This window comes from Pseudomonas sp. PDM15 (assembly GCF_014851565.1).
In the GTDB taxonomy this organism is placed as follows: Bacteria; Pseudomonadota; Gammaproteobacteria; order Pseudomonadales; family Pseudomonadaceae; genus Aquipseudomonas.
This window is the reverse complement of record NZ_JACVAA010000004.1, coordinates 630665-656039: the sequence shown is the minus strand read 5'-3', so window position 1 is coordinate 656039 and position 25375 is coordinate 630665. Positions and strand designations below refer to the sequence as shown.

At 62.5% G+C, this 25375-nt stretch carries 18 protein-coding genes; 2 read left to right on the top strand and 16 right to left on the bottom strand.

The features are described from left to right. Positions 1-7: 7 nt before the first annotated feature. The 12 genes from hemE to IB232_RS14410 all read right to left on the bottom strand — a co-directional run bounded on the left by hemE (position 8) and on the right by IB232_RS14410 (position 16449). A complete protein-coding gene (hemE, locus tag IB232_RS14465; protein WP_192399313.1) occupies positions 8-1078 on the bottom strand; it encodes a uroporphyrinogen decarboxylase in 1071 nt (356 codons plus the stop codon). Between the two features lie 215 nt (positions 1079-1293). Continuing rightward, positions 1294-1734: a cyanase gene (gene cynS / locus IB232_RS14460; RefSeq protein WP_192399312.1), complete on the bottom strand. Its 441-nt coding sequence runs from the start codon at positions 1732-1734 to the stop codon at positions 1294-1296. Positions 1735-1959: 225 nt separating this feature from the next. Further along, positions 1960-3378: an FAD-dependent oxidoreductase gene (locus tag IB232_RS14455; protein WP_192399311.1), complete on the bottom strand. Its 1419-nt coding sequence runs from the start codon at positions 3376-3378 to the stop codon at positions 1960-1962. A gap of 32 nt (positions 3379-3410) precedes the next feature. Next, positions 3411-7856 carry a glutamate synthase large subunit gene (gene gltB, locus IB232_RS14450; RefSeq protein ID WP_192399310.1) on the bottom strand — a complete coding sequence of 1482 codons (4446 nt, stop codon included), beginning with the start codon at positions 7854-7856 and terminating at the stop codon, positions 3411-3413. A gap of 245 nt (positions 7857-8101) precedes the next feature. Then, positions 8102-9769, bottom strand: coding sequence for an AAA family ATPase (locus tag IB232_RS14445; protein WP_192399309.1), 1668 nt, complete (start codon positions 9767-9769; stop codon positions 8102-8104). 9 nt (positions 9770-9778) lie between these two features. Further along, the gene (gene aroB / locus IB232_RS14440; RefSeq protein ID WP_192399361.1) at positions 9779-10882 is read right to left on the bottom strand and encodes a 3-dehydroquinate synthase; all 1104 of its coding nucleotides are present in this window, start codon (positions 10880-10882) and stop codon (positions 9779-9781) included. 49 nt (positions 10883-10931) lie between these two features. After that, positions 10932-11450, bottom strand: a complete 519-nt coding sequence (aroK, locus tag IB232_RS14435) for a shikimate kinase AroK (RefSeq protein ID WP_192399308.1) — start codon at positions 11448-11450, stop codon at positions 10932-10934. Positions 11451-11452: 2 nt separating this feature from the next. After that, positions 11453-13558 carry a type IV pilus secretin PilQ gene (gene pilQ, locus IB232_RS14430; RefSeq protein ID WP_192399360.1) on the bottom strand — a complete coding sequence of 702 codons (2106 nt, stop codon included), beginning with the start codon at positions 13556-13558 and terminating at the stop codon, positions 11453-11455. A 53-nt stretch (positions 13559-13611) separates the two neighbouring features. Continuing rightward, a complete protein-coding gene (gene pilP / locus IB232_RS14425; RefSeq protein ID WP_192399307.1) occupies positions 13612-14139 on the bottom strand; it encodes a type 4a pilus biogenesis lipoprotein PilP in 528 nt (175 codons plus the stop codon). Continuing rightward, positions 14136-14759 carry a type 4a pilus biogenesis protein PilO gene (gene pilO / locus IB232_RS14420; protein WP_192399306.1) on the bottom strand — a complete coding sequence of 208 codons (624 nt, stop codon included), beginning with the start codon at positions 14757-14759 and terminating at the stop codon, positions 14136-14138. Before pilO ends, pilP begins: the two co-directional genes overlap by 4 nt. Beyond that, complete coding sequence (locus IB232_RS14415; RefSeq protein WP_192399305.1) at positions 14756-15385, bottom strand: PilN domain-containing protein; 630 nt, start codon at positions 15383-15385, stop codon at positions 14756-14758. Before IB232_RS14415 ends, pilO begins: the two co-directional genes overlap by 4 nt. Further along, a complete protein-coding gene (locus IB232_RS14410) occupies positions 15385-16449 on the bottom strand; it encodes a pilus assembly protein PilM (protein WP_192399304.1) in 1065 nt (354 codons plus the stop codon). Before IB232_RS14410 ends, IB232_RS14415 begins: the two co-directional genes overlap by 1 nt. Positions 16450-16633: 184 nt before the next feature. Here IB232_RS14410 and IB232_RS14405 point away from each other — a divergent pair, with 184 nt between their 5' ends. Further along, positions 16634-19048: a penicillin-binding protein 1A gene (locus tag IB232_RS14405; protein ID WP_412547734.1), complete on the top strand. Its 2415-nt coding sequence runs from the start codon at positions 16634-16636 to the stop codon at positions 19046-19048. 60 nt (positions 19049-19108) lie between these two features. Here IB232_RS14405 and IB232_RS14400 read toward each other — a convergent pair whose 3' ends face one another. The 4 genes from IB232_RS14400 to rpmE all read right to left on the bottom strand — a co-directional run bounded on the left by IB232_RS14400 (position 19109) and on the right by rpmE (position 22921). After that, the gene (locus IB232_RS14400; RefSeq protein WP_137973478.1) at positions 19109-20377 is read right to left on the bottom strand and encodes a malic enzyme-like NAD(P)-binding protein; all 1269 of its coding nucleotides are present in this window, start codon (positions 20375-20377) and stop codon (positions 19109-19111) included. A gap of 86 nt (positions 20378-20463) precedes the next feature. Further along, complete coding sequence (locus IB232_RS14395) at positions 20464-21903, bottom strand: M48 family metalloprotease (RefSeq protein ID WP_192399302.1); 1440 nt, start codon at positions 21901-21903, stop codon at positions 20464-20466. Next, on the bottom strand, positions 21900-22664 hold the full coding sequence (locus IB232_RS14390; protein ID WP_412547733.1) for a thermonuclease family protein: 765 nt from the start codon (positions 22662-22664) through the stop codon (positions 21900-21902). The genes IB232_RS14395 and IB232_RS14390 overlap by 4 nt, the downstream gene beginning before the upstream one ends. A gap of 38 nt (positions 22665-22702) precedes the next feature. Then, positions 22703-22921, bottom strand: coding sequence for a 50S ribosomal protein L31 (gene rpmE / locus IB232_RS14385; RefSeq protein WP_137973481.1), 219 nt, complete (start codon positions 22919-22921; stop codon positions 22703-22705). Positions 22922-23083: 162 nt separating this feature from the next. On the opposite strand from rpmE, the gene IB232_RS14380 reads away from it, so the two are divergent. Further along, the gene (locus IB232_RS14380) at positions 23084-25303 is read left to right on the top strand and encodes a primosomal protein N' (protein ID WP_192399300.1); all 2220 of its coding nucleotides are present in this window, start codon (positions 23084-23086) and stop codon (positions 25301-25303) included. The last annotated feature ends 72 nt before the right edge of the window (positions 25304-25375 follow it).

Genomic DNA, 25375 nt, shown 5'->3' with positions numbered 1-25375 from the left:
CTTGTCGTTACTGCTGGTGGTATTGCGCCGAGAGCTCGTGCACAGCCTCGAAGAAGGCCTTGGCATGCTGCGGATCGACTTCCGGGGTAATGCCGTGGCCGAGGTTGAACACCTGACCGCTGCCCTGGCCGAAGCTGGCCAGGATGCGCGCCACCTCGGCGCGAATGGCCTCGGGTTTCGCATAGAGCACCGCAGGGTCCATATTGCCCTGCAGGGCCACCTTGCTGCCGACGCGGGCGCGGGCGCTGCCGATATCGCAGGTCCAGTCCAGGCCCAGGGCCTCGGCGCCGGTCTCGGCCATGGACTCCAGCCACAGGCCGCCGCCCTTGGTGAACAGGATCACCGGTACGCGGCGACCATCGTGCTCGCGGATCAGGCCGTCGACGATCTGCTTCATGTAGCGCAGGGAGAACTCCTGATAGGCCGCGGCCGACAGCGCGCCCCCCCAGGAGTCGAAGATCTGCACGGCCTGGGCACCGGCGCGGATCTGGCCGTTGAGGTAGGCGGTGACCGACCGGGCCAGCTTGTCGAGGAGGGCGTGCATGGCCTGCGGATTGTCGTAGAGCATCGCCTTGGACTTGCGGAAGTCGCGGCTGGAGCCGCCCTCGACCATGTAGGTGGCCAGGGTCCAGGGGCTGCCGGAGAAGCCGATCAGCGGCACGCGGCCGTTCAGCTCGCGGCGGATATTGCGCACGCCGTCCATCACGTAGCCCAGGTCCTTCTCCGGATCGGGGATCGGCAGGGCCTCGATATCGGCCAGCGAGCTAATGACCTTCTTGAAGCGCGGACCTTCGCCAGTCTCGAAGTACAGGCCCTGGCCCATGGCGTCGGGGATGGTGAGGATGTCGGAGAACAGGATTGCCGCATCCAGCTGCGGGTAGCGGTCCAGCGGCTGGATGGTGACTTCGCAGGCCAGTTCGGGGTTCTTCATCAGGCTGACGAAGTCACCTGCCTTGGCGCGGGTGGCACGGTACTCCGGCAGGTAACGGCCGGCCTGGCGCATCATCCACACCGGGGTGACGTCGACGGGCTGCTTGAGCAGGGCGCGCAGGAAACGGTCGTTCTTCAGGGCGGACATCGGCAGGGTTCCTGGAAATACGGCAGGGAAACTTAACGGCGGGGGATTGTGCGGGAGTCGGCCAGTGGCGTCCCCCTCCTCCGGGCGGGCCCCGGATCACAGGGGCGCCGCGCACCGTGGCGCAGAAAAAGTGCGGGCATTTTCGCAGACCCAAAAACAAAAGGCACGGCGAGTGCCGTGCCTTTTGTCTATCGCGACCTTATGCCGCGCCGGCGTCACCAGGCCTTGTAAGGCAGAAACTTGCCGTTGAGCACTATCTGTACGCGGTCGCCCTTGGGGTCGGCGACCCGCGAGATATCCATGCTGAAGTCGATGGCGCTCATGATGCCGTCGCCGAACTCCTCCTGGATCAGCTCCTTGATGGTGTCACCGTAGACATTGATCATCTCGTAGAAGCGGTACACCAGCGGATCGGTCGGCACCGTCTTGTCCCAGTGCTTGTGCGGGAAGGCCTGCAGGGCCAGGGCGACCTCGCCGGGCAGGTCCAGCGCGCGGCACAGGGCTTCGGCCTTGTCGGCCGGCATGCTGTTCATGCCGAGGCAGGCCGAGGTGGTCCACACCGGTGACATCTCGATGGTGCGGGCCAGTTCGGCCCAGCTGATGCCGAGACGCTGGCGGGCCTGGATGATGGCCGTGCTCATTTGCTGCTTGTCCATGGGTAGTCCTCACGCGGGTCATGGGCCTCGCCAGATGGCGAGCCGGATGGATGCGAGAGGAAGCGAAGCAGGAGTCGTACCAGGCACACGACGGCCATGTACCGCGCGTGCAGGCAAGTGCACCGGGTACGAGCGGCGGGGCCTTGGGGAAGCTTAGGAAGAGAGAGTTGATCCGCGCGGCTAGCAGGCTAGCCGCGCAGACGCCCCGGGATGGGGCGCCGAGGATCAGACGCCGAGGTAGTCGAGGATGCCTTCGGCGGCGTTACGGCCTTCGAAGATCGCCGTCACCACCAGGTCGGAACCACGCACCATGTCGCCACCGGCGAAGATCTTCGGGTTGCTGGTCTGGTGCTTGAACTGGTTCTGCTCCGGCGCCACCACACGGCCCTGGCTGTCGGTGTCAATCTTGAAGTCGCTGAACCAGGCGGCCGGGCTCGGGCGGAAACCGAAGGCGATCAGCACGGCTTCGGCCGGGATGATTTCCTCGGAGCCCGGGATCGGCTCGGGGCTGCGGCGGCCACGGGCGTCCGGCTCGCCGAGACGGGTCTCGACCACCTTGACGCCTTCCACCTTGTCCTCGCCGACGATGGCGATGGGCTGGCGGTTGAAGAGGAACTTCACGCCCTCTTCCTTGGCGTTCTTCACTTCCTTGCGCGAGCCCGGCATGTTCTCTTCGTCACGACGGTAGGCGCAGGTCACGGCCTTGGCGCCCTGGCGGATGGAGGTGCGGTTGCAGTCCATCGCCGTGTCGCCGCCGCCGAGCACGACCACGCGCTTGCCCTTCATGTCGATGAAGTCCTCGGGGGACTTCTCGAAGCCGAGGTTGCGGTTGACGTTGGCGATCAGGAAGTCCAGCGCGTCGGTGACGCCCGGCAGGTCCTCACCCGGGAAGCCGCCCTTCATGTAGGTGTAGGTGCCCATGCCCATGAACACGGCATCGTACTCATCCAGCAGTTGCTGCATGGTCACGTCCTTGCCGATTTCAGTGTTCAGGCGGAACTCGATACCCATGCCGGTGAAGACTTCGCGACGACGGCTCATCACGGTCTTCTCCAGCTTGAACTCGGGGATGCCGAAGGTCAGCAGGCCGCCGATTTCCGGGTTCTTGTCGAACACCACCGGGGTCACGCCGTTGCGCACCAGTACGTCGGCACAGCCCAGGCCGGCCGGGCCGGCACCGATCACGGCGACACGCTTGCCGGTCGGCTTGACCTTGGACATGTCCGGACGCCAACCCATGGCGAAGGCGGTATCGGTGATGTACTTCTCCACCGAACCGATGGTCACCGCGCCGAAGCCGTCGTTGAGGGTACAGGCACCCTCGCACAGACGATCCTGCGGACACACGCGGCCGCAGACTTCCGGCAGGGTGTTGGTCTGGTGGCTCAGCTCGGCGGCGGCCAGGATGTTGCCTTCGGAAACCAGCTTCAACCAGTTGGGAATGAAGTTGTGCACCGGGCACTTCCACTCGCAATACGGGTTGCCGCAACCCAGGCAACGGTGTGCCTGGTCGGCGGCCTGGGCCGGCTTGAAGGGTTCGTAGATTTCCACGAACTCCTTCTTGCGCTGGCGCAGGAGCTTCTTCTTCGGATCCTTGCGCCCGACCTCGATGAACTGGAAGTCGTTGTTCAGACGTTCAGTCATTTTAAAACCTCATCAAACCACTTCAGGCGCTGTTATTGCGGATTGGCACGGGTGCTGGAGAGCAGCGAACCGAGGCTCGCGGCCTTCGGCTTGACCAGCCAGAATTTGCGCAGGTAATCCTCCAGATTCTCGAGCAGGTGAGTGCCCCAGGGACTGGAAGTTTCCGCCACGTATTCGCTCAGCACGCCGCGCAGGTGGCTACGGTAGGCCTCCATGGCCTCGTTGCTGATGCGCTGGATTTCCACCAGCTCGTGGTTGACGCGGTCGACGAAGCCGTTGTCCAGGTCGAGCACGTAGGCGAAGCCGCCGGTCATGCCCGAACCGAAGTTGACGCCGGTCTTGCCCAGTACGCAGACGAAACCGCCGGTCATGTACTCGCAGCAGTGGTCGCCAGTGCCTTCCACCACGGCGTGGGCGCCGGAGTTGCGCACGGCGAAACGCTCACCGGCGGTACCGGCGGCGAACAGCTTGCCGCCGGTGGCACCGTACAGGCAGGTGTTGCCGACGATGGCCGACTCCTGGGTCTTGAACGGGCTGCCGGCCGGCGGGGTGATCACCAGCTTGCCGCCGGTCATGCCCTTGCCGACGTAGTCGTTGGCGTCGCCCTCCAGGCGCAGGTGCAGGCCGCCGGCGTTCCACACGCCGAAGCTCTGGCCCGCGGTGCCCTTGAAGCGGAAGGTGATCGGCGCGTCCTTCATGCCCTGGTTGCCGTGCTGCTTGGCGATTTCGCCGGAGACACGGGCACCGATGGAGCGGTCGCAGTTGCAGATGTCCAGCTCGTACTCGCCACCGGTCTTGCCGGCGATGGCGGCCTTGGCCAACTCGACCATCTTCTCGGCCAGCAGGCCCTGGTCGAACGGCGGGTTCTTCTCGACTTCGCAGAACTGCGGCTTGTCGGCCGGGATATGGTCACTGCCGAGCAGCGGAGTCAGATCCAGGTTGCCCTGCTTGTCGGTCTCGCCCGGCAGTACGTTGAGCAGGTCGGTACGGCCGATCAGCTCACCCAGGCTGCGTACGCCCAGCTTGGCCAGCCACTGGCGGGTGTCTTCGGCGACATAGGTGAAGTAGTTCATCACCATTTCGACGGTGCCGATGAAGTGGTCCTTGCGCAGCTTGTCGTTCTGGGTGGCCACGCCGGTGGCGCAGTTGTTCAGGTGGCAGATGCGCAGGTACTTGCAGCCCAGGGCGACCATCGGGCCGGTGCCGAAGCCGAAGCTCTCGGCGCCGAGGATGGCGGCCTTGATCACGTCGAGGCCGGTTTTCAGGCCACCGTCGGTCTGCACCCGTACCTTGCCGCGCAGATCGTTGCCGCGCAGGGTCTGGTGGGTTTCGGCCAGGCCGAGCTCCCACGGCGAGCCGGCGTACTTGATGGAGGTGAGCGGCGAAGCGCCGGTACCGCCATCGTAGCCGGAGATGGTGATCAGGTCGGCGTAGGCCTTGGCCACGCCGGCGGCGATGGTGCCGACACCGGCTTCCGCCACCAGCTTGACCGAGACCAGTGCGGCCGGGTTGACCTGCTTGAGGTCGAAGATCAGCTGCGACAGGTCCTCGATCGAGTAGATGTCGTGGTGCGGCGGCGGCGAGATCAGGGTCACACCGGGCACGGCATAACGCAGACGCGCGATCAGGCCGTTGACCTTGCCGCCTGGCAGCTGGCCGCCCTCGCCGGGCTTGGCGCCCTGGGCCACCTTGATCTGCAGCACTTCGGCGTTGACCAGGTATTCCGGGGTCACACCGAAGCGGCCGGTGGCCACCTGCTTGATCTTGGAGCTGCGCACGGTGCCGTAGCGGGCCGGGTCTTCGCCGCCCTCACCGGAGTTGGAGCGTGCGCCCAGGCGGTTCATCGCCTCGGCGATGGCCTCGTGGGCTTCCGGCGACAGGGCGCCGAGAGAAATACCGGCGGAGTCGAAGCGCTTGAGCACGTCGCTCAGCGACTCGACCTGATCCAGCGGCAGCGGCTGGTCGGCCAGCTTGAGCTGCAGCAGGTCGCGGATCATCGACACCGGGCGGTTGTCCACCAGCGCGGCGTACTCCTGGTACTTCTCGTAGCTGCCCTGCTGCACGGCAGCCTGCAGGGTGTTGACCACATCCGGGTTGTAGGCGTGGTACTCGCCACCGTAGACGAACTTGAGCAGACCACCCTGCTGGATAGCCTTGCGGTTGTTCCAGGCCTCGTTGGCCAGCAGCTTCTGCTCGGCCTCGATGTCGACGAAGCGCGCACCCTGGATGCGGCTGGCGACACCACGGAAGCACAGCTCGGTGACTTCGTCGGACAGGCCGACTGCCTCGAACAGTTGAGCACCACGGTAGGAGGCGACGGTGGAGATACCCATCTTCGACAGGATCTTCAGCAGGCCTTTGGAGATGCCCTTGCGGTAGTACTTGAACACCTCGTAGAGGTCGCCCAGCACTTCACCGGTGCGGATCAGGTCGGCCAGCACTTCGTACGCCAGGAACGGGTACACGGCGGAGGCGCCGAAGCCCACCAGCACGGCGAAGTGGTGCGGGTCGCGGGCGGTGGCGGTCTCGACCAGGATGTTGCAGTCGCAACGCAGGCCCTTCTCGGTCAGACGATGGTGCACGGCGCCGGTGGCCAGCGCGGCATGCGCCGGCAGCTTGCCCGGGGCGATATGACGGTCGGTGAGGACCAGCAGCACCTTGCCGGCACGCACGGCTTCCTCGGCCTGGTCGGCGATGTTGCGCACCGCGGCTTCCAGACCGATGGCCGGATCGTAGTTGAGGTCGATGACGTGACGCTCGAAGCCCGGGGTGGTCAGGCTCATCAGCGCGCGCCACTTGGCCGGGGAGATCACCGGGCTGCTCAGCATGACGCGGCTGGCGTGGGCCGGGGACTCTTCGAAGATGTTGCGCTCAGCGCCCAGGCAGATTTCCAGGGACATGACGATCGACTCGCGCAGCGGGTCGATCGGCGGGTTGGTCACCTGGGCGAACTGCTGGCGGAAGTAGTCGTAGGGCGAACGGATGCGCTGCGACAGCACAGCCATCGGCGTGTCGTCGCCCATCGAACCCACGGCTTCCTGGCCCTGCTCACCGAGCGGGCGCAGCACCTGGTCACGCTCCTCGAAGGTGACCTGGAACATCTTCATGTACTGCTTGAGCTGGTCAGCGTCGTAGCTAGCCACGCCATGGTCGTCGTCCAGCTTGGCCTGGATGCGCACGGCGTTCTGGCGCAGCCACTGCTTGTAGGGATGGCGCGACTTCAGACGGTTGTCGATGGCATCGGTGTCCAGCACCTGGCCGGTCTCGGTGTCCACCGCGAGGATCTGGCCCGGGCCGACACGGCCCTTGGCGATCACGTCTTCCGGCTTGTAGTCCCACACGCCGATTTCCGACGCCAGGGTGATGTAGCCGTTCTTGGTGGTGACCCAGCGCGCCGGGCGCAGGCCGTTGCGGTCGAGCAGGCAGACGGCGTGACGACCGTCGGTCATCACCACGCCGGCAGGGCCGTCCCACGGCTCCATGTGCATGGAGTTGTACTCGTAGAACGCGCGCAGGTCGGCGTCCATGGTCTCCATGTTCTGCCAGGCCGGCGGAATGATCATGCGCACGCCGCGGAACAGGTCGATACCGCCGGTGACCATCAGCTCGAGCATGTTGTCCATGCTCGAGGAGTCGGAGCCGACGCGGTTGACCAGCGGGCCCAGCTCTTCCAGGTCCGGAATCAGCTCGTTGGCGAACTTCAGGCGACGGGCCACGGCCCAGTTGCGGTTGCCGGTGATGGTGTTGATCTCGCCGTTGTGGGCGAGGAAGCGGAACGGCTGCGCCAGCGGCCATTTCGGCAGGGTGTTGGTGGAGAAGCGCTGGTGGAACACGCAGATCGCGGTCTGCAGGCGCTCGTCACCGAGGTCCGGATAGAACTGCTGCAGGTCCGCCGGCATCATCAGGCCTTTATAGATGATGGTCTTCGGCGAGAAGCTGCAGATGTAATGGTCGGTGTCGGCGGCGTTGGCCACCGAGGAGCGACGACGGGCGCTGAACAGCTTGATGGCGAACTGCTGGTCGTCGAGGCCAGCGCCACCGATGAACACCTGCTCGATCTGCGGCAGGCGCTCCAGGGCCAGGCGGCCGAGCACGCTGGTATCCACCGGCACCTTGCGCCAGCCGATCAGCTGCAGGCCAGCGGCCTCGATCTCGCGGTTCATATTGGCGCGGGCGGCCTCGGCCTTGGCCGGGTTCTGGTTGAAGAACACCATGCCCACGGCGTACTGCTGCGGCAGTTCGCTGCCGAACTGTTCCTTGGCGATGGCGCGCAGGAACAGATCAGGCTTCTGAATCAACAGACCACAACCGTCACCGGTCTTGCCGTCGGCGTTGATGCCGCCGCGGTGGGTCATGCAGGTCAGGGCTTCAATGGCAGTATTCAGCAAGTGATGGCTCGCCTCGCCCTGCATGTGGGCGATCAAGCCGAAGCCGCAGTTATCCTTGAACTGATCAGGATGGTATAGACCTGCTTTCATAGACACTCTCACCAGGCTGCCTCGAGAGGCAAATTGCTTTCTAATTCATCGACCTAGCTGCCTTCCGCGCAGGGCTGTGCCCCAGCTTGGCGCAGGCAAAGGGGGGTCATTTTACATAGCGACCCCGGCCCTCACAAATTTTTGTGACGGCCAAATGAAAACTTCTGTCGCCTGGAAGAAAGGCGGCGACCAGAGGCCCGTGCTAGGACCAGCCGGTCACCAAATGAGAGGCAATCCACGGGCCACTAGCGGGCCCGCACCGCCTCTTGCTGGATGCTGGCGAAGCTGCGCGGCCAGGGTTTGCCGGCCTGCACGGCCGCTGGCAGCGACTTGACCGCTGCCTGGGCGGCAGCGCGACTGGAGAACTGCCCGTAGGTCACCACGTAGAGTGCCTGGCCCTGATGCAGCTTCTTGAAGTAACGGTATTCACCACCGTTCTTGCTGACGAACGCCTTGGCGCTGCTCTCGGAGCGAGTACCCAGGATCTGCAGAGCGTAATTGCCCGACGGACGGCTGGCGTACCACTCGCCACCCGGAGCTGGCGCAGCGCTGGCCACCACGGCCGGACTGGCCGAAGGCGCAGCAGCAGGCTTGGGCATTGGCGCAGGTTTCGCTGCAGTAGCCGGAGCGGGCGCGGGCACAGGCTTGACCACCGGAGCCACGGCAACAGGAGCCGGCGCAGGCTTGGCGGCAATCGGAGCGACTGGCGCCGCTGCCGGCACGCTCGCCACAGTCGGAACTACCGGGGCAGCTACGACCGGAACCGGCGTAGCGGCCGGAGTTGGCTGCACCGCAGACGGTACCGCCTCCTGGCCGGCAGCAGCTCCCGCCTCGTCATCCTCCATGCCGGAGGCCTGGGCCAGCGGCTCTCGGATCACCGGCTGCGCTTCGCCCACCAAGGGCAGCGGCAGCGGCTGGCTGGCGCCACTGAACTCCACGGCAGCAGGGGCCTGCGCCGGAGTCGCGGGCGCACTCGCCGACTGCTGCGCATCGGCAACCACGGGCGCGGCACTCTGCGGCAGCAAATCGATCGGAGCCTCGGCGACAACTGGCGGTGTACTTTCCGTCCGCCCCTGCATCAACCAGGCGGCGCCGAGCGCAACGGCAACAACGGCCAGCGCCAGCAGATGTTTCTTCGGCAAGCCGACACCGGACGAGCCAGCACTGGCACTCCGGCTCGCCAGCATGGCCTCGACCAGCACCTCGCGCGCCGCCTGATTGATCGCACCCGGCCAGCCGCCGGAGCTCAGGTGAATATCGCTGACCTGATCGTCGCTCAGCAGGTCGATACCTTGGCCCGCACCATCGAGGCGCTGCGCCAGGTATTCACGGGTCTCGTCCTCGCTGTACGGCATAAGCTCGACCGCGTGGAAGCGCTCCTCGCCATCGGCCATCAGCTCGAGCCGCGGCAAAATCTCGCTCTCGGCAAACAGGAATACATGCGGCCGACCATCGGCATTGCCCGCCGCCAAGGTGAACAAGGCGTCGAGGGCGGCATCGGCCAGCTGCTCGGCGTCATCCACCAGCAGGTAGACCTCCTGCCCGGTCAGCGCCAGCTGCGCCACCTGAGCCAGGACGCTGCGCACATCCATCTGCTGCATGCCCAGCCCCTGAGCGACCTGGCGCAGCACGCCGGCGACATCCCCGGCGCCGCGCGCGGAGACGACCACCGACTGCACGGCCTGCTTGTTGGTGCTGGCAACCAGCGCCTGGCGCAGCAATGTCTTGCCGCTGCCATGCGGGCCGGTCACCACTAGCAGCAGTTGGCTGTAGCGGGCCAGGTGGTGCAGTTGACCCAACACCGGCTTGCGCTGGGCCGGATAGAAGCGGAAGCCCGGCACCCGCGCAGCAAAGGGGTCATGACTGAACTGGTAGTGCGCGAGGAGCGCCTCGTCGGCATGCAAACTGGTCATGTAGCTCTCTTATTCTCCAAGCTGAGCCAGCAGCGCGCGATAGTCTGCGCGCAAGGTGGCATCCAGAACTTCCCGCGGGAAGTCATCGGTAATCACGGCCTCGCCGAGCTGACGCAGCAAGACTAGGCGCAGGCGGCCATCGAGCACTTTCTTGTCGACCGCCATGTGCTCAAGAAAATCTTCGGGCTTCATTTCGACGGGCGGAACCACGGGCAGACCGGCTCGCAGCAGAAGACGAATGCCGCGATCACGATCGGCAGTCGAGATCCAGCCCAGGCGAGTCGACATCTCCAGCGCCATGGCCGTACCGGCCGCCACCGCCTCACCGTGCAGCCATTCGCCATAGCCCATATGCGTCTCGACGGCATGACCGAAGGTATGCCCGAGGTTCAGGATGGCGCGCAGGCCAGACTCGCGCTCATCCAACCCAACCACCCGTGCCTTGGCCGCGCAGGAGCGCTCGATAGCCTCGACGAGGGCTTCAGGCTGCAGCGAACGCAATGCATCGATGTTCTCTTCCAGCCAGCCCAGAAACTCCAGATCGCAGATCAGTCCGTACTTGATCACTTCGGCGAGCCCGGCAGACAGCTCGCGCGCAGGCAGGGTACCAAGGACGGTCGTATCGATGATCACCGCATTGGGCTGGTAGAAGGCGCCCACCATGTTCTTGCCCAGTGGGTGGTTGATACCGGTCTTGCCGCCAACGGAAGAGTCCACCTGGGACAGCAAGGTAGTCGGCACCTGGATGAAGTCAACGCCACGCTGATAGCAGGCTGCCGCGAAACCAGCCATATCGCCGACAACTCCACCGCCCAGAGCGATGACCGTAGTCTTGCGATCATGCCGCGCCTCGAGCAGGCCATCGAAGATCAGCTGCAGGGTTTCCCAGGTCTTGAAACTTTCGCCATCGGGCAGCACCACTGACGCGATGTCCTGCCCCTTCAGGGATTGCTGAAGAGTATCGAGATAGAGAGGAGCAACGGTTTCGTTGGTGACGATCGCCACCTGACGCCCCGCCAAGTGAGGCTTGAACAGATCAGAACGAGCGAGCAGCCCCTCCCCGATATAGATGGGATAGCTGCGCTCACCAAGATCGACAGTAAGAGTCTGCATGAAGCCCCCGAACAGAAAGGGCATAGGATAACGCAGATAGACGCGCTCTTTAACGGGAAGGCAGTGCCTCGAGGCGATCGATGATTTCCTGCACCACTAGACGCGGCGGCCGCTCATCCGTCTCAATGATCACATCCGCGATCTCTCGGTAGAGCGGATCACGAATTTCCATCAGGTTGCGCAATACCTTGCCAGGCTCCGCATTGCGCAGCAGAGGCCGATTGCGATCTCGAGAAGTGCGCTCCAGTTGCTGCTCGACGGAGGCGTGCAGATATACGACCCGCCCCCCCTCGCGTAGCGCCTGGCGGTTCTCAGGCCGCAACACGACCCCACCACCTGTGGCAATCACTACACCACCAAGCTCGCAGAGCTCCGCGATCATCGCTTGCTCACGCTCGCGAAAACCCTGCTCGCCTTCCACATCGAAGATCCAAGGAATATCGGCACCGGTGCGCTGCTCGATTTCCTTGTCCGAATCCTTGAAGTGCAGCCTTAGCTCCTTCGCCAACAACCGCCCGATGGTGCTCTTACCAGCCCCCATCGGGCCAACCAGGATCACATTCTGCACTATTACTTGCTTATCGCAATGGCTTGGTTGTTCATGATGCGGGGCGTAATGAAGACGAGCAGCTCATTCTTAGTATCCTTCACAACGTCTCTACGGAACAAGCGCCCAACAAAAGGCATATCACCGAGCAATGGAACTTTGTCGACGGACTTGGACTGCTCATTAGAGAATACCCCACCGATGACGATAGTCTCTCCATCACTTACAAGCACCTTAGCATTCACTTCGTTTTTCTTGATAGGAGGAACGTTATTCAAAGCATTCTGATAGTCAGGCTCATCTTTATTAACTTTCACCTCCATGATTATTCGATTATCCGGAGTAATTTGAGGTGTAACCTCCAGAGACAATGCCGCCTCCTTAAAGGCAATGGTGGTTGCGCCACTAGAGCTGGACTCCTCGTACGGAACCTCCGTCCCCTTCAATATCTTAGCGGTTTCCTTGTCAGAGGTGACAACTTTCGGCTGAGAAATCACCTCGCCATTCCCCGTTTTTTCCATTGCCGACAACTCTAAGTCCAGCAAAACATTATCCGTAATAAAGCCTATACCAATACCTGATGTGCGGTTAGCTGAGCCGAGATCAACAAAGGGCACATTCGCCGTCACATCATCCCCTGTGTTGCCGCCCTCGTCACCCTTATCATCATTGCCATAGATGCTCCAGTTGCTATCGCCCTGAAGGTTAGTGGCCCCCCCCCAACGGACACCGAGCTCCTTATCATAATCAACATTAGCCTCGACAATTCGAGCCTCGATCATAACCTGCCGGACCGGAATGTCCAATTGGGCAACTATCCGACGCAGCTCATCCAGCCTCTCCTGAGTTTGATACGCAATAATACTATTAGTGCGATCATCAACCGTTACAGAGCCCCGCTCAACACTAGCCCCATTCGCTGAGTCTTCCTCGCCATCTATTCCAGCAACAGACTGAAACAGGGCAGCAATATCGGAGGCCTTGGCGTAATTGATTTGAATTAATTCACGACGCAACGGCGCCAGCTCAGCAATCTGATTCTTAGACTCCAACTCCTGGCGTTCACGCGCAGCAATTTCATCAGCAGGAGCAATCAGGAGAACGTTGCCCACTTTTCGCTTATCCAGCCCTCGAGTTTTCAACACCAGATCAAGCGCTTGATCCCATGGTACATTCTGCAAACGCAAAGTGATGTTACCTTGGACGGTGTCACTGGCCACGAGGTTGAGATCGGTAAAATCAGCAATTAGCTGCAGCACCGAGCGAACATCAATATCTTGGAAATTAAGAGATAACTTCTCGCCGGAGTACATGAAGCGTTCAGACTTTCTCTTCTCAACATCATCTTGGGTTAGCGGCTTAACACTGATGGTGAGCTTGTTATCAGTCTGAAAAGCGAGGTAATCGTAGAACCCTGTTGGCTCGATATTAATACTAACTTTGCCATCACCCTCCGACGCCGTAACAAATTGCACCGGAGTAGCAAAGTCCTTGACGTCCAGCTTCACTCGCAGACTGTCAGGCAGCTGAGCTTTGGCAAAATCCAAACGAATCTTTCCCCCTTGCTCCTGAATGTCAGCCGATACTGATGGATCCGAAAGTTCAATGACAACATTGCCCTCCCCCCCCTCGCCACGCTGAAAGTCAATGCCGCGCACCGAGCGCACACCAACATATTTAGTGCGGTCAACTGGAGCAGAAAGAGCAGGAGACGAAACCACAGCAGAACTAGCGACAGCAGGGCCGTTACTACCCTCACCGACGACAACATAAAGATTGTTGCCTTCAGCACGAGTACTATACGGAACCAAAGCAGAGAGATTAATAATCAGGCGCGTCCGATCCTTGGTTTCCACGACCGTAACGCTTCGAGCATTGCCCACACCAAGCTCCCGATTCTTGGCGCCAAGTTTGTTTGCCACCCCCGGTAAATCCAAAGCAATACGCGCTGGCTGCTCGATAGTATAACCACGCGGCGCAGTGACCGGCTCATCAAAGGCCAGCTTCAACTCAACCTTGTCGCCCGGAAGGGCAGCTACATCAAGCCCCTGCAGATTTGCAGCCAAAAGGGATGGAGCAAATAGCGCCATAATTAGCGAAACGCCTATACGCGTATATGCATTGTTCATTAGCTTGCTCCGATCGGCATGCACATAATTATTTTTCATTCTGACCCGCCCCATCAGGAGCGCTCCTTGAGAGTGAGGCTACGGGGGCGTTCTAACCAGCCGCCCTCACCATCGGGAACAATTTCAACAACATCAATCTTAGATTCGTCGATCACCATCACTTGACCGTGATTGCGCCCCAGGTAATCGCCAACTTTTACTCGATGAACCCCGCCAGCCCCCTTTACAAGGCCGAAAATAGCCTCATCGCCCCCCAGCGTCCCCACCATCTCAAAGGTTTCGATGTTGAAGCCTTCCAAGAACTGCCGAACCCTAGACTCATCTGGCTTAATATCTTTAGAGCCCTTTTGCCGACTGGTAACATCTACTTTTATTGGCGGTTGGAATGGTGCACGCAAAGCAGCGGCACTGTAGGTGAAAGCTTCATATGGCTGAAATTTCGGCAATGGCTCAATAGCGCCTTTGGGGCGAGCCCTGACTTCATCCATATAGGCCTGCAAGTCGGAAAAATCCGAACCGCCCGAGCACCCAGCTAAAACCATCAATACAACCAAACTGAGAACAGGCTGAATTAATTTCATTTCTTCAGCCCCTCATCGTTATATCGATATGTCTTAGCAAGAACACTCATGCGCAACTTGGATGTGCTTTCTTCCTCTGCAAGCTTTATTTCAAAATCATGCAAAGTGACGATTCGAGGCAAACTGGCAACACCACTGACAAAAGTCGCAAGATCGTGATAGCCACCAACTACCGCCATCTGGATTGGCAGCTCCACGTAAAATTGCTGAACCACCTCAGGTTGCAGTTTGATTTCCTCGAACTCCAAACCACTCCCCAATCCAGTCCTAGTTATATCCTCCAGCAAGCCGGGAACCTCTGTATCACTAGGCAGCTGACGAAGAAGCGTACCAAAAGACTCCTCCATTTCCTTCATTTGCACTTTGTAGGCGTCAAGATTGGCAGCTTGAAACGCTTTAGCTGAAAACTGATCTTTAAGAGTTTGCTCTTCCACCCGATGCTGATCGAGCTTACCCTGCAACTCCTTAAGATAGAAGTTATAGCCCAAGGCTAGCGCCACAATAAGCAGCAGGATACAGCTAATAACCTTAACCGCCGCCGGCCAAGAACCTAAATTATTCAGATCTAGATCCGATAGATCTACCTTTTTGAGGGACTCAATGGACTCCGCGAGACTCATGGTTTTTTACCGCCATTGTTATTAGCCTGAGACTTGACCGAAGAATCTTTGCCGGCAGACTTCGCAGCCCCCTCGTCCTCTCCTGGCTGTGTCTGCAGAACAGTCAATTGGAAGGTGTTAGCCTGATCCACTGCTCCTGCAGTCACCGCTTTAACCTCGGTCAGGTTCGGCGCAACCAACCATTCCGATGCATCCAAATTGCGCATCAAACTAGAAACGCGATTATTCGACTCTGCAGCACCAACGATGGCAATACTCTTATCGGTGCGCTTCAACTCCGTAAAATAAACCCCATCCGGAAGAGTCCGCACCAACTGATCAAAGATCCGCCCGATAATTGGCCGATTACCCTGCAAGTCCTGAATGATTTTCATTCGCTCAAGTAACTGCTGACGTCGCTCCTTCAGCTCGCTGATTTCTTTAATGCGCGCATCAAGGACAGCAATTTCTTTTTTAATAAACTCGTTGCGGGCATTCTGTTGATCGATCGCACCGCCAAGGTACTGACCGCCTAAAAATATCAACCCACCTGCAATAACCAGCGTGCCGCCCATTGCCACAAGGAAGCGCTGCTTGCGCTCTTCCCGGAGCTGCTCACGCCATGGCAGTAAGTTAATCCGCGCCATTAGTCGAAACTCCTCATCGCCAGACCACAGGCAATCATCAAGGACGGTGCGTCGCTAGCCAGCGCACCGGCATTGACCTTGCCGCCCAACGCCATATCGGCAAATGGGTTGGCAACCAAAGTGGGAGTACCGATCTTCTGCTGAATCAGCCGATCGAGATCGGGAATGGAAGCGGTGCCACCAGCTAGGAGGATGTAATCCACATCATTGAATTGGCCTGCTGCGAAGAAGAACTGCAGAGAACGCGAAACCTGCTGTACCACGGCCTCTTTGAAGGGTTGCAGTACTTCATTCTCGTAGTCATCAGGAAGACCGCCCTGCTTCTTGGCCAGACCAGCTTCTTCAACGGAAAGACCGTAGCGACGCTGAATCTCTTCCGTTAGCTGACGACCGCCGAAAAGCTGTTCGCGGGTATAGATGGTGCGACCATTGTGCAAAACACTAAGCGTGGTCATGGTGGCGCCGATATCGACAACGGCTACGGTCAGCTCATCGGTACGGCCGCCGAGCTGGGACTCGAGCAAACTGTACGCGCGCTCCAGAGCGTAAGCCTCGACGTCGACCACCTTGGCGGTCAGACCGGAAAGGCCAAGTGCCGCCTCGCGGACCTCGACGTTCTCTTTCCGGCACGCTGCCAACAGCACTTCGACCCGCTCGGGATTGCGCGCAGAGACGCCCTGGACTTCGAAGTCGATTGCCACTTCTTCGAGGGGATAGGGAATGTACTGATCGGCTTCGATTTTCAGCTGGTTTTCCAGCTCGTCGTCGTTGAGCCCAGCTTCCATCTCGATGGTCTTGGTGATCACCGCAGAACCGGCCACTGCGACGGCGACGGTACGCACGCCGGTCTTGGCCTTGCTGAGCACGCGAGAAAGGGCCTGACCGACCCCTTCCAGCTCAGCAATGTTCTTTTCGACCACCGCATTTGGCGGGAGCGGCTCGACTGCGTAGGCCTCTACTTTGTAGCGGCTTCCCGAGCGACTCAATTCAAGGAGCTTGACCGAGGTCGAGCTGATGTCGATCCCCAGAAGCGTATTCGCTTTCTTATTGAAGAGCCCTAGCACGACCGATTTCCTATTGGCATCCGCGACTTACGGACTATTTATGTTTTTCCACATTAAATAACAGTCTTGACAGAAGCGCAAATGGCTCCCCTGTAAAAAAACCGCTTATAATGTGAACAGTTTTCCCCTTTTCGCACCACGCACCGCTTAACCCATTCTTTTAACTGGAATTCCAAGAACCTTGATGCGTTTGCTGAAGTTTTTCTGGTGGTCCTGTGTCGCCGCTTTTTGCGGGTTAGCGCTCAGTTTCAGTGGAGCCTTTCTCTATCTTAGTCCTGGCTTACCTTCCGTCGAGTCGCTACGCAGCATCCAGCTGCAGATACCGCTAAGGGTCTATAGCTCCGACGGCAAGCTGATCGCCGAATTTGGCGAGATGCGCCGCTCGCCGATCCGCTTCGACGATATCCCCCCCGACTTCATAAACGCCCTGCTGGCCGCCGAAGACGACAATTTCGCGAACCATTATGGCGTCGACTTCACCAGCCTGATGCGCGCTGCTACGCAGTTATTGGCGAGCGGCCACATTCAAACCGGGGGCAGCACCATCACCATGCAGGTGGCGAAGAACTTCTTCCTCACCAATGAAAGAAGCTTCTCGCGCAAGATCAATGAAATCCTGCTCGCCCTGCAGATCGAGCGCGAACTGAGCAAGAACGAGATCCTCGAGCTCTACGTCAACAAGATCTACCTGGGCAACCGTGCCTACGGTATCGAGGCTGCGTCCCAGGTTTACTACGGCAAGTCGATCCGCGAGGCGACCCTGGGGCAGATGGCGATGATCGCCGGCCTGCCGAAGGCGCCCTCGCGCTACAACCCCCTGGTCAATCCGCAGCGCAGCAAGGAGCGCCGTGACTGGATCCTCGGCCGCATGTACAAGCTCGGCGCCATCAACCAGGCCCAGTACGAGGCCGCGCTGGCCGAGCCGGTCGGAGCTCGCCATCACGTACAGCCGATCGAGCTCAATGCACCTTATATAGCCGAGATGGCTCGCGCCGAGATGGTCGGCCGCTATGGTAGCGAGGCCTATACCGAGGGCTTTCGCGTCACCTCCACGGTACCGGCGGCGCTGCAGGAGTCGGCCAACCAGGCGCTGCACGACGGGCTGATTTCCTATGACCAGCGCCACGGCTTCCGCGGCCCGGAAACCCGCCTGCCTGGCTTGACTCGCGAGGCGTGGCTACAGGAACTGGCCAAGTACAAGAGCATAGGCGGCCTGCAGCCGGCGATCGTCACCCAGGTGGAAGCCAGCGGCATCATGGTCCTGCTGCGCAATGGCGAGGAACAGGCGGTCGCCTGGGACAGCATGAAATGGGCCCGGCCCTTCCTCAATACCAACAGCCTTGGCCCCCGCCCGCAGAAGCCGGCGGATGTGGCGCAGATCGGCGATCTGGTCCGCGTCGAGCACGACGCAGAGAACGACACGCTACTGTTCCGCCAGATCCCCGCAGCGCAGAGCGCGCTGGTCTCGCTGGATCCGCAGAACGGGGCCATCCGCGCCCTGGTTGGCGGCTTCTCCTTCGAGCAGAGCAACTACAACCGCGCCGCCCAGGCCAAGCGCCAGCCCGGCTCCAGCTTCAAGCCCTTCGTCTACAGCGCGGCGCTGGATGCCGGCTTCACCGCCTCCAGCCTGGTCAACGACTCGCCGATCGTGTTCCAGGAAGCCGGCATGGAAGAGGCCTGGCGCCCAAAGAACGACAACAACACCTTCCTCGGCCCGATCCGCCTACGCGAGGCGCTCTACAAGTCGCGCAACCTGGTCTCGATCCGCCTGCTGCAGACCATCGGCATCGACTACACCCTCGACTACATCAGCGCCTTCGGCTTCAACCGCCAGGAGCTGCCGCGCAATCTGTCCCTGGCACTCGGCACCGCCGGCCTCACGCCGCTGGAGATCGCCGGCGGCTGGAGCGCCTTCGCCAACGGCGGACGCAAGATCCAGCCCTACCTGATCGAACGCATCGACAGCCGCGACGGCAAGCCCCTGTTCATCGCCAACCCGCCACGCACCCCGGAGAGCGCGCAGCTGGTCGAAGAGCAGAACGCCGCCCTGCTGATCGAGGAGCCCAACGCCGAAGTGCAGCAACCGGTGCTCGCCGAGCAGATCATCGACGAGCGCACCGCCTACATCATGACCAGCATGCTGCAGGACGTGATCAAGCGTGGCACCGGCCGCCGCGCCCTGGCCATGGGCCGCGGCGACCTGGCGGGCAAGACCGGCACCACCAACGAGTCCAAGGACAGCTGGTTCTCCGGCTACAACGCCGACTTCATGACCACCGTCTGGGTCGGCTTCGATCAGCCGGAGAGCCTGGGTCGCCATGAATACGGTGGCACCGTGGCCCTGCCGATCTGGATGAGCTACATGAGCGCCGCGCTCAAGGACAAGCCGGAGCACTTGCCACCGGAGCCGGCCGGCCTGCTCAGCTTGCGCGTCGATCCGGTCAGCGGCCGCGCCGCCTCGCCGGGCGCACCCGACGCCTACTTCGAGCTGTTCAAGAGCGAAGATTCGCCGCCACCGATGAGCGAGCTGGATCCGGCCATGGGCATCCCCGGCAGCCCGCTGCCGGCGGATGAATCGGCACCGCTCGACCTGTTCTGAGCAATTTCAGACGGCCAATAAAAAGCCCCGCATCGGCGGGGCTATTTATTGGGCTGGTGATCAGCCGTTGAACACGTCATTCACCGACTGCAGCGGGTAGTGCTTCGGATACGGCAGGGTCGCCACACCGGTCTCGATCGCGGCCTTGGCTACGGCATCGGCTACCACAGTGATCAGACGGGCATCCATCGGCTTCGGAATGATGTACTCGCGACCGAAGCTCAGCTCGATGCCGCCGTAGGCCTCGCAGACTTCCTTCGGCACCGGCAGCTTGGCCAGATCACGCAGGGCGTTGGCGGCGGCGATCTTCATTTCCTCATTGATGCGGGTGGCGCGTACGTCCAAGGCACCGCGGAAGATGAAGGGGAAGCCGAGCACGTTGTTGACCTGGTTCGGGTAGTCCGAACGACCGGTCGCCATGATCACGTCCGGACGGGCTTCGCGCGCCAGCTCCGGCTTGATCTCCGGGTCCGGGTTGGAGCAGGCGAACACGATCGGGTTCGGCGCCATCAGCTTGAGGTCGTCCTGGCTCAGCAGGTTGGCACCGGACAGACCGACGAACACGTCGGCACCGTCCAGGGCGTCGGACAGGCTGCGCTTGTCGGTAGCGTGGGCGAATACCGCCTTGTACTGATTGAGGTCATCGCGATCGGCGTGGATCACGCCCTTGCGGTCGAGCATGAAGATGTTCTCGACCTTGGCACCCATGCTCACCAGCAGCTTCATGCAGGAGATGGCGGCGGCGCCGGCACCGAGGCAGACGATCTTGGCCTGCTCCAGGGTCTTGCCGGCGATTTCCAGGGCGTTGAGCATGCCGGCGGCGGTGACGATGGCAGTGCCGTGCTGGTCATCGTGGAATACCGGGATGTCGCACTGCTCGATCAGCGCGCGTTCGATCTCGAAGCACTCGGGCGCCTTGATGTCTTCCAGGTTGATGCCGCCGAAGGTGATGGAGATGCGCTTGACGGTGTCGATGAAGGCCTGCGGGCTCTCGGAGTCGACTTCGATGTCGAACACGTCGATGCCGGCGAAGCGCTTGAACAGCACGCCCTTGCCTTCCATCACCGGCTTGGAGGCCAGCGGGCCGAGGTTGCCCAGGCCGAGGATCGCGGTGCCATCGGAAATCACTGCCACCAGGTTGCCCTTGCCGGTGTAGCGATAGGCCAGTTCGGCATCGCGGGCAATCTCGCGGACCGGCTCGGCAACGCCCGGGCTGTAGGCCAGGGACAGGTCGCGGGCGGTCGCGGTGGGCTTGGTCAGTTCGACGCTCAATTTGCCCGGACGGGGCTGCGCGTGATACTCGAGAGCGGCAGTTTTCAGATCAGACATTTCGGCTATTTCCGCTTTGCAGTGAAGGCAGGCGAGCGAGCATACGCAAGAAGGCCAAGGCCCACAAGATCGGGCCTCTGAGCGGGTCAGCGAACTACCTTGAGCCAATCGCCGGGAAGTGGCTGACCGGTCGGATACAGACCGTTCAGCAGACGCAGACGCTTCAACTTGTCGCCCTCGCCGCCCATCTCCCGGCTCAGCGCCTCCAGACTCTGACCAGCCTTGAATTGCACCAGATGCAGACGCCAGGGTTGCCCCTGTTCGCGCTCCTTGGCCTGCAGTGGCCGGAAGCTGCGCACCACCTCCATGAACTGGTCGTCGGCGCTCTCCAGCGAAGCGCGTCCCTTGACCGCGCCGATGAACAGGAAGGCTTCGTTCTGCCGTGCGACCACCGCCACGCGCTTGGCGCCGTCGCCGGTGAGCACTCCAGTGGTCACGTCCAGGCCGTTCTGCTTGAAGCTCTGCTCGCCAGCCAGACCGCGCCCGCCAGTCTTCTCATGCACGAAGGTGCGCGAGTCGGTGCCCGGCTTCAGCGGTTGCATGCTCATGACCATGAAGGCCTGCTGATCGCCGCTGTGGACGATCACCGCGTCCGGGCGGTTGATCAGCTCCCAGCCCTGCGGCATGGCCAGGGTGAAGTCCAGGCCAACATGATAGAAGCGCTGCCCCCGACGCACGCCGGCTTCTGCCGAGTCGCCGAAGGGCATGCCCTCGATCCGTTTCAGGTAGGTATCGCGCCCCACCTCGCCCTGGCTGGTCGCCAGTGGGCTGGCCGAAGCCACCACCTGACGCAGGCGGGTGTCGTTGTCCGGGTGGGTATCGAACAGGCCGTGATAGCCGGCCGGCGGCACTTCCTGGCCCTTGGCCTGGGCCTCGTCGCGGGCGAAGTCTTCCTGGCTTTTCAAGACCTTGACCACTTCGATCATCGCCTGCGGGTCGTAGCCGCTGCGCGCCAAGTACTGGGCGCCGAAGCCGTCAGCCTCCAGCTCCATGTCGCGACCGTAGCCACTCACCAGGGCGCCGCCCAGCACATTGGTGATATCGCCGGCGGCGCCGACGCCGGTGCCGATCGCCACGGCCTGACCGAGGATGTTCCAGGCCGTCGACTGGCTCTGTTGGCGCACGCTGTGGCGAGCCGTGACGTGCCCGACTTCATGCCCGAGCACGGCCGCCAGCTCCGCCTCCGAACCGAGGTAAGCCACCAATCCGCGATGGATATAGATGTGACCGCCGGGAATGGCGAAGGCGTTGATGTCCGGCGAGTCGATGACGGTAAAGCTGTAGTCCAGGTTGCTGCGATGGCTGTTGCGCGCCACCCGCTCGCCCACCTGCTGCACGTAGGCCTGCAGCTTCTCGTCGGCATAGCGCGGGTACTGCTTGGCGATCTCCTGGGCGTAGTTGCGGCCCAAATCGATCTCCTGCTGCTCGCTCATCATCACGAAGTCGGTCTTGCCGGTGGCCGGATTGACCGCGCAACCGGCGAGCTGGACAAGCAGGGACAGCAACAGGAAAAGAGGCAACTTCATGGCAACACCTCGAGCATGGCCGCATGGGTCAGCGGCAGCATCCAGCGGGCTTGCTCCGGTTTTACGCCGCCCCGCCGGGAACGGTCAATCACCCAACCGCGCGCCTCGACCTGGCGACCGGCCAGGCCCTGCAACGCCGCCACATCGAAGTGGCGCAGCAGCTTCGGCTCGATGCGCAATACCAGCGGCCCATCCATTTCTATCCACAGGCCGCCACGATTGCGCTGCACCCGCGCGACCTCGCCGCGCAGCAGGGCGAAGCCACCGCTACGCAGATCGAAGGGCGTGACGATGCGAGCCTGCTGCCAGAGACCGACGCGCTGCTGGCGCGCCTTATCCTCGGCGCCGCGCTGGCAACTCTCCAGCCCCGTCGACGGCTCGAAGGCCACGCGGTAGCCCAGCCCTTCGGCCAGCAGCTGCGCCTCCAGATTATTGCCGGCGTGATCGTAGGCATGGGCCAGGGTGCGGCCGTAGTGATCACGGGCCTTGGCGCCGACGCGCAGACCGATTCGCCCGTCATTGGCGGCCACCAGGGCCTGCAGACGCTTGGTCGCCGCCTCGGCGAAGGGCTCGGCCGGGCGACCATCACGGGCGCGCTCCGGCGCGTTGATGCCGATCAGCCGCACGCTGAGGCCATCGACCAGGCGCAGCGTATCGCCGTCAACCACATTGGCCACGCGCTGCGGCGCCAGGTCGTCGACCCGCGGGCAGAAGGCCTGGGCCGGCAGCACCAGGCAGGCAGAAACGAAAAAGGCGCCCACCAGGGACGCCTTTTTCAGCAAAGTGGCTTGCACCACTCTTATTCGGTCTTGGCGCCGAACACACCGAAACGCTGCTTGAAGCGGTCGATACGGCCGCCGGTATCCAGCATCTTCTGCTTGCCGGTGTAGAACGGGTGGCACTCGGAGCACACGTCCAGGCTCATCGGCTTGCACAGGGTGGAACGGGTCTTGATCACGTTGCCACAGCTGCAGGTTGCAACCATTTCTTCGTACTGCGGATGGATATCGGCTTTCATCGTATTTTCCTCGGGTAGGTGTGCCGCCACTCAGCTCGCTGCCGAGTACCGCACGGAAATAGGCCGCGCACTATACCAGACCGCCACTACCAGGCAAGCCGCCGCCCCGACGGGGCGACGTGCGGCCGTGCTAGCATCGCCGCTTCGAATCCGGAGCTCGCCGTGCCTGACACCATCCTGCGCCTCGCCCTGCCCTCGCCGCTGCGCCGCCTGTTCGACTACCGCGCCCCCGAAGGTGTGCCTCGTTCGATGCTGCAGCCCGGCGTACGCTTGCGCGTGTCGTTCGGCCGGCGCGAGGTGATCGGCGTGCTGGTGGAACTGGCGGACGACAGCGACGTGCCGCAGGACAAGCTCAAGCCCGCCCTGCAACTGCTCGACCGCAACCCGCCACTGCCGGCGCCGCTGTTCAAGCTGTGCCTGTGGACCGCGCAGTACTACCAGCACAGCCTCGGCGACACCCTGAGCTGGGCCTTGCCGGTGCTGCTGCGCCAAGGCGAGCCGGCCGAAGTGCGCCAGGAGCGCTACTGGCACGCCACCGAGGGCGCCAGCCCGGACGACCCTCGCCTGGCCCGCGCGCCGCGCCAGCGCGAGGCGCTGCGCGCCCTGGCCCAGCACCACCACGGCGTGCCGCACGGCCTGCTAAGCAAGCTGCAGCTGAACAAGGACAGCCTCGACCTGCTGCTGGAAAAGGGCCTGGTCCGCGTCGAGGTACGCCGCAGCGCGCCGCTGCAGCGCCACGGTGGCTGGCTGGCGCAGCCGGAGCTGCCACTCAACGCCGAGCAGCGCGCCGCCTTCAACGCGGCGCAGGCCGGCATGGGTGGCTTCGGCGCCTACCTGCTGTACGGCGTCACCGGCAGCGGCAAGACCGAGGTCTACCTGCAGTTGATCCGCCACTGCCTGGAGGCCGGCAAGCAGGCACTGGTGTTGATCCCCGAGATCAACCTGGGGCCGCAGACGGTCGAGCGCTTCGCTCGCCGTTTCAACGCGCGCATCGCCCTGCTGCACTCCGGGGTCAACGACCGCGAGCGCCTGGACGCCTGGCTGGCAGCCCGCGACGGCGAGGCCGACATCATCATCGGCACCCGCTCGGCACTGTTCACCCCGATGAAGAGCCCGGGGCTGATCATCATCGATGAAGAACACGACGCCTCCTATAAACAGCAGGAAGGCCTGCGCTACCACGCCCGCGACCTGGCCCTGGTGCGCGCGCGCCAGGAGAACCTGCCGATCGTGCTCGGCTCGGCCACGCCCTCGCTGGAGAGCCTGCACAACGCCCACGCCGGTCGCTATGCCCTGCTCAAGCTCGGCCAGCGCGCCGGCAACGCCCAGCCGCCGCGCTTCCTGCGCCTGGACGTGAAGAGCCTGCCGCTGGACTCCGGCATCTCCGGCCCGCTGCAACTGGCCATACGCCAGACGCTCGAGGCCGGCCAGCAGGTGCTGGTGTTCCTCAACCGCCGCGGCTTCGCGCCCACCCTGCTGTGCCACGACTGCGGCTGGATCAGCCAGTGCCCGCGCTGCGACGCGCGCATGACCCTGCACCAGCGCCACAACGAACTGCGCTGCCATCACTGCGGCCACGTCGAGCGCACCCCGCGCAACTGCCCGGACTGCCAGAAGGTCGACCTGCGCCCGGTGGGCGCCGGCACCGAACGCGCCGAGGAGCGCCTGGCCATCCTCTTCCCGCAGTTCCCGGTGCTGCGCATCGACCGCGACACCACCTCACGCAAGGGCGCGATGGACAAGCTGTTCGCCACCATCAACAAGGGCGAGCCGTGCATCCTGGTCGGCACCCAGATGCTCGCCAAGGGCCACCACTTCCCGCGCGTCACCCTTGTGGCGATCCTTGACGCCGACGGCGGCCTGTTCTCCGCCGACTTCCGTGCCAGCGAGCGCATGGCCCAGCTGATCGTCCAGGTGGCCGGGCGTGCCGGCCGCGCCGAGGAGCCGGGCAAGGTGATCATCCAGAGCCATCTGGCCGACCATCCGCTGCTGGTCCAGCTCACCGAGCAGGGTTACCCGGCCTTCGCCGAGCAGGCCCTGAGCGAGCGCCGTGGCGCCGGCCTGCCGCCTTTCGCCCACCTCGCCCTGCTGCGTGGCGAAGCGCACAAGCCGGGCCAGGCCGAAGGCTTCCTCGACGAAGCCTGCACCTATGCCGAGCAGCTGCGCGACGAGTTGAAACTGGCCGGCATCGAGCTGCTCGGCCCCGTGCCGGCACCGATGGAACGCCGCGCCGGGCGCTTCCGCGCGCAACTGCTGCTGATGGCCAGCGCTCGCGTGCCGCTGCACAAGCTGCTGGCCCACTGGCTGCCGATACTGGAAGCGATGCCCAGCGGCCGCGCCGTTCGTTGGTCACTGGATGTCGACCCGATCGACCTGTTCTGACCGTCAAAGCTTGAAGCCGCGCCCCTCGGGCGCCGATAATGCACAGTTTTCGACCAGCCGCGGCCGACCCGA

Excerpts from the sequence above, each read along its gene's own strand:
- cynS (WP_192399312.1), bottom strand. The coding sequence starts at position 1,734 with ATGGACAAGCAGCAAATGAGCACGGCCATCATCCAGGCCCGCCAGCGT.
- IB232_RS14455 (WP_192399311.1), bottom strand. The coding sequence starts at position 3,378 with ATGACTGAACGTCTGAACAACGACTTCCAGTTCATCGAGGTCGGGCGC.
- IB232_RS14405 (WP_412547734.1), top strand. The coding sequence starts at position 16,634 with ATGCGTTTGCTGAAGTTTTTCTGGTGGTCCTGTGTCGCCGCTTTTTGC.
- pilO (WP_192399306.1), bottom strand. The coding sequence starts at position 14,759 with ATGAGTCTCGCGGAGTCCATTGAGTCCCTCAAAAAGGTAGATCTATCG.
- gltB (WP_192399310.1), bottom strand. The coding sequence starts at position 7,856 with ATGAAAGCAGGTCTATACCATCCTGATCAGTTCAAGGATAACTGCGGC.
- IB232_RS14400 (WP_137973478.1), bottom strand. The coding sequence starts at position 20,377 with ATGTCTGATCTGAAAACTGCCGCTCTCGAGTATCACGCGCAGCCCCGT.
- pilQ (WP_192399360.1), bottom strand. The coding sequence starts at position 13,558 with ATGAACAATGCATATACGCGTATAGGCGTTTCGCTAATTATGGCGCTA.
- aroB (WP_192399361.1), bottom strand. The coding sequence starts at position 10,882 with ATGCAGACTCTTACTGTCGATCTTGGTGAGCGCAGCTATCCCATCTAT.
- IB232_RS14445 (WP_192399309.1), bottom strand. The coding sequence starts at position 9,769 with ATGACCAGTTTGCATGCCGACGAGGCGCTCCTCGCGCACTACCAGTTC.
- IB232_RS14395 (WP_192399302.1), bottom strand. The coding sequence starts at position 21,903 with ATGAAGTTGCCTCTTTTCCTGTTGCTGTCCCTGCTTGTCCAGCTCGCC.
- pilP (WP_192399307.1), bottom strand. The coding sequence starts at position 14,139 with ATGAAATTAATTCAGCCTGTTCTCAGTTTGGTTGTATTGATGGTTTTA.
- IB232_RS14415 (WP_192399305.1), bottom strand. The coding sequence starts at position 15,385 with ATGGCGCGGATTAACTTACTGCCATGGCGTGAGCAGCTCCGGGAAGAG.
- hemE (WP_192399313.1), bottom strand. The coding sequence starts at position 1,078 with ATGTCCGCCCTGAAGAACGACCGTTTCCTGCGCGCCCTGCTCAAGCAG.
- rpmE (WP_137973481.1), bottom strand. The coding sequence starts at position 22,921 with ATGAAAGCCGATATCCATCCGCAGTACGAAGAAATGGTTGCAACCTGC.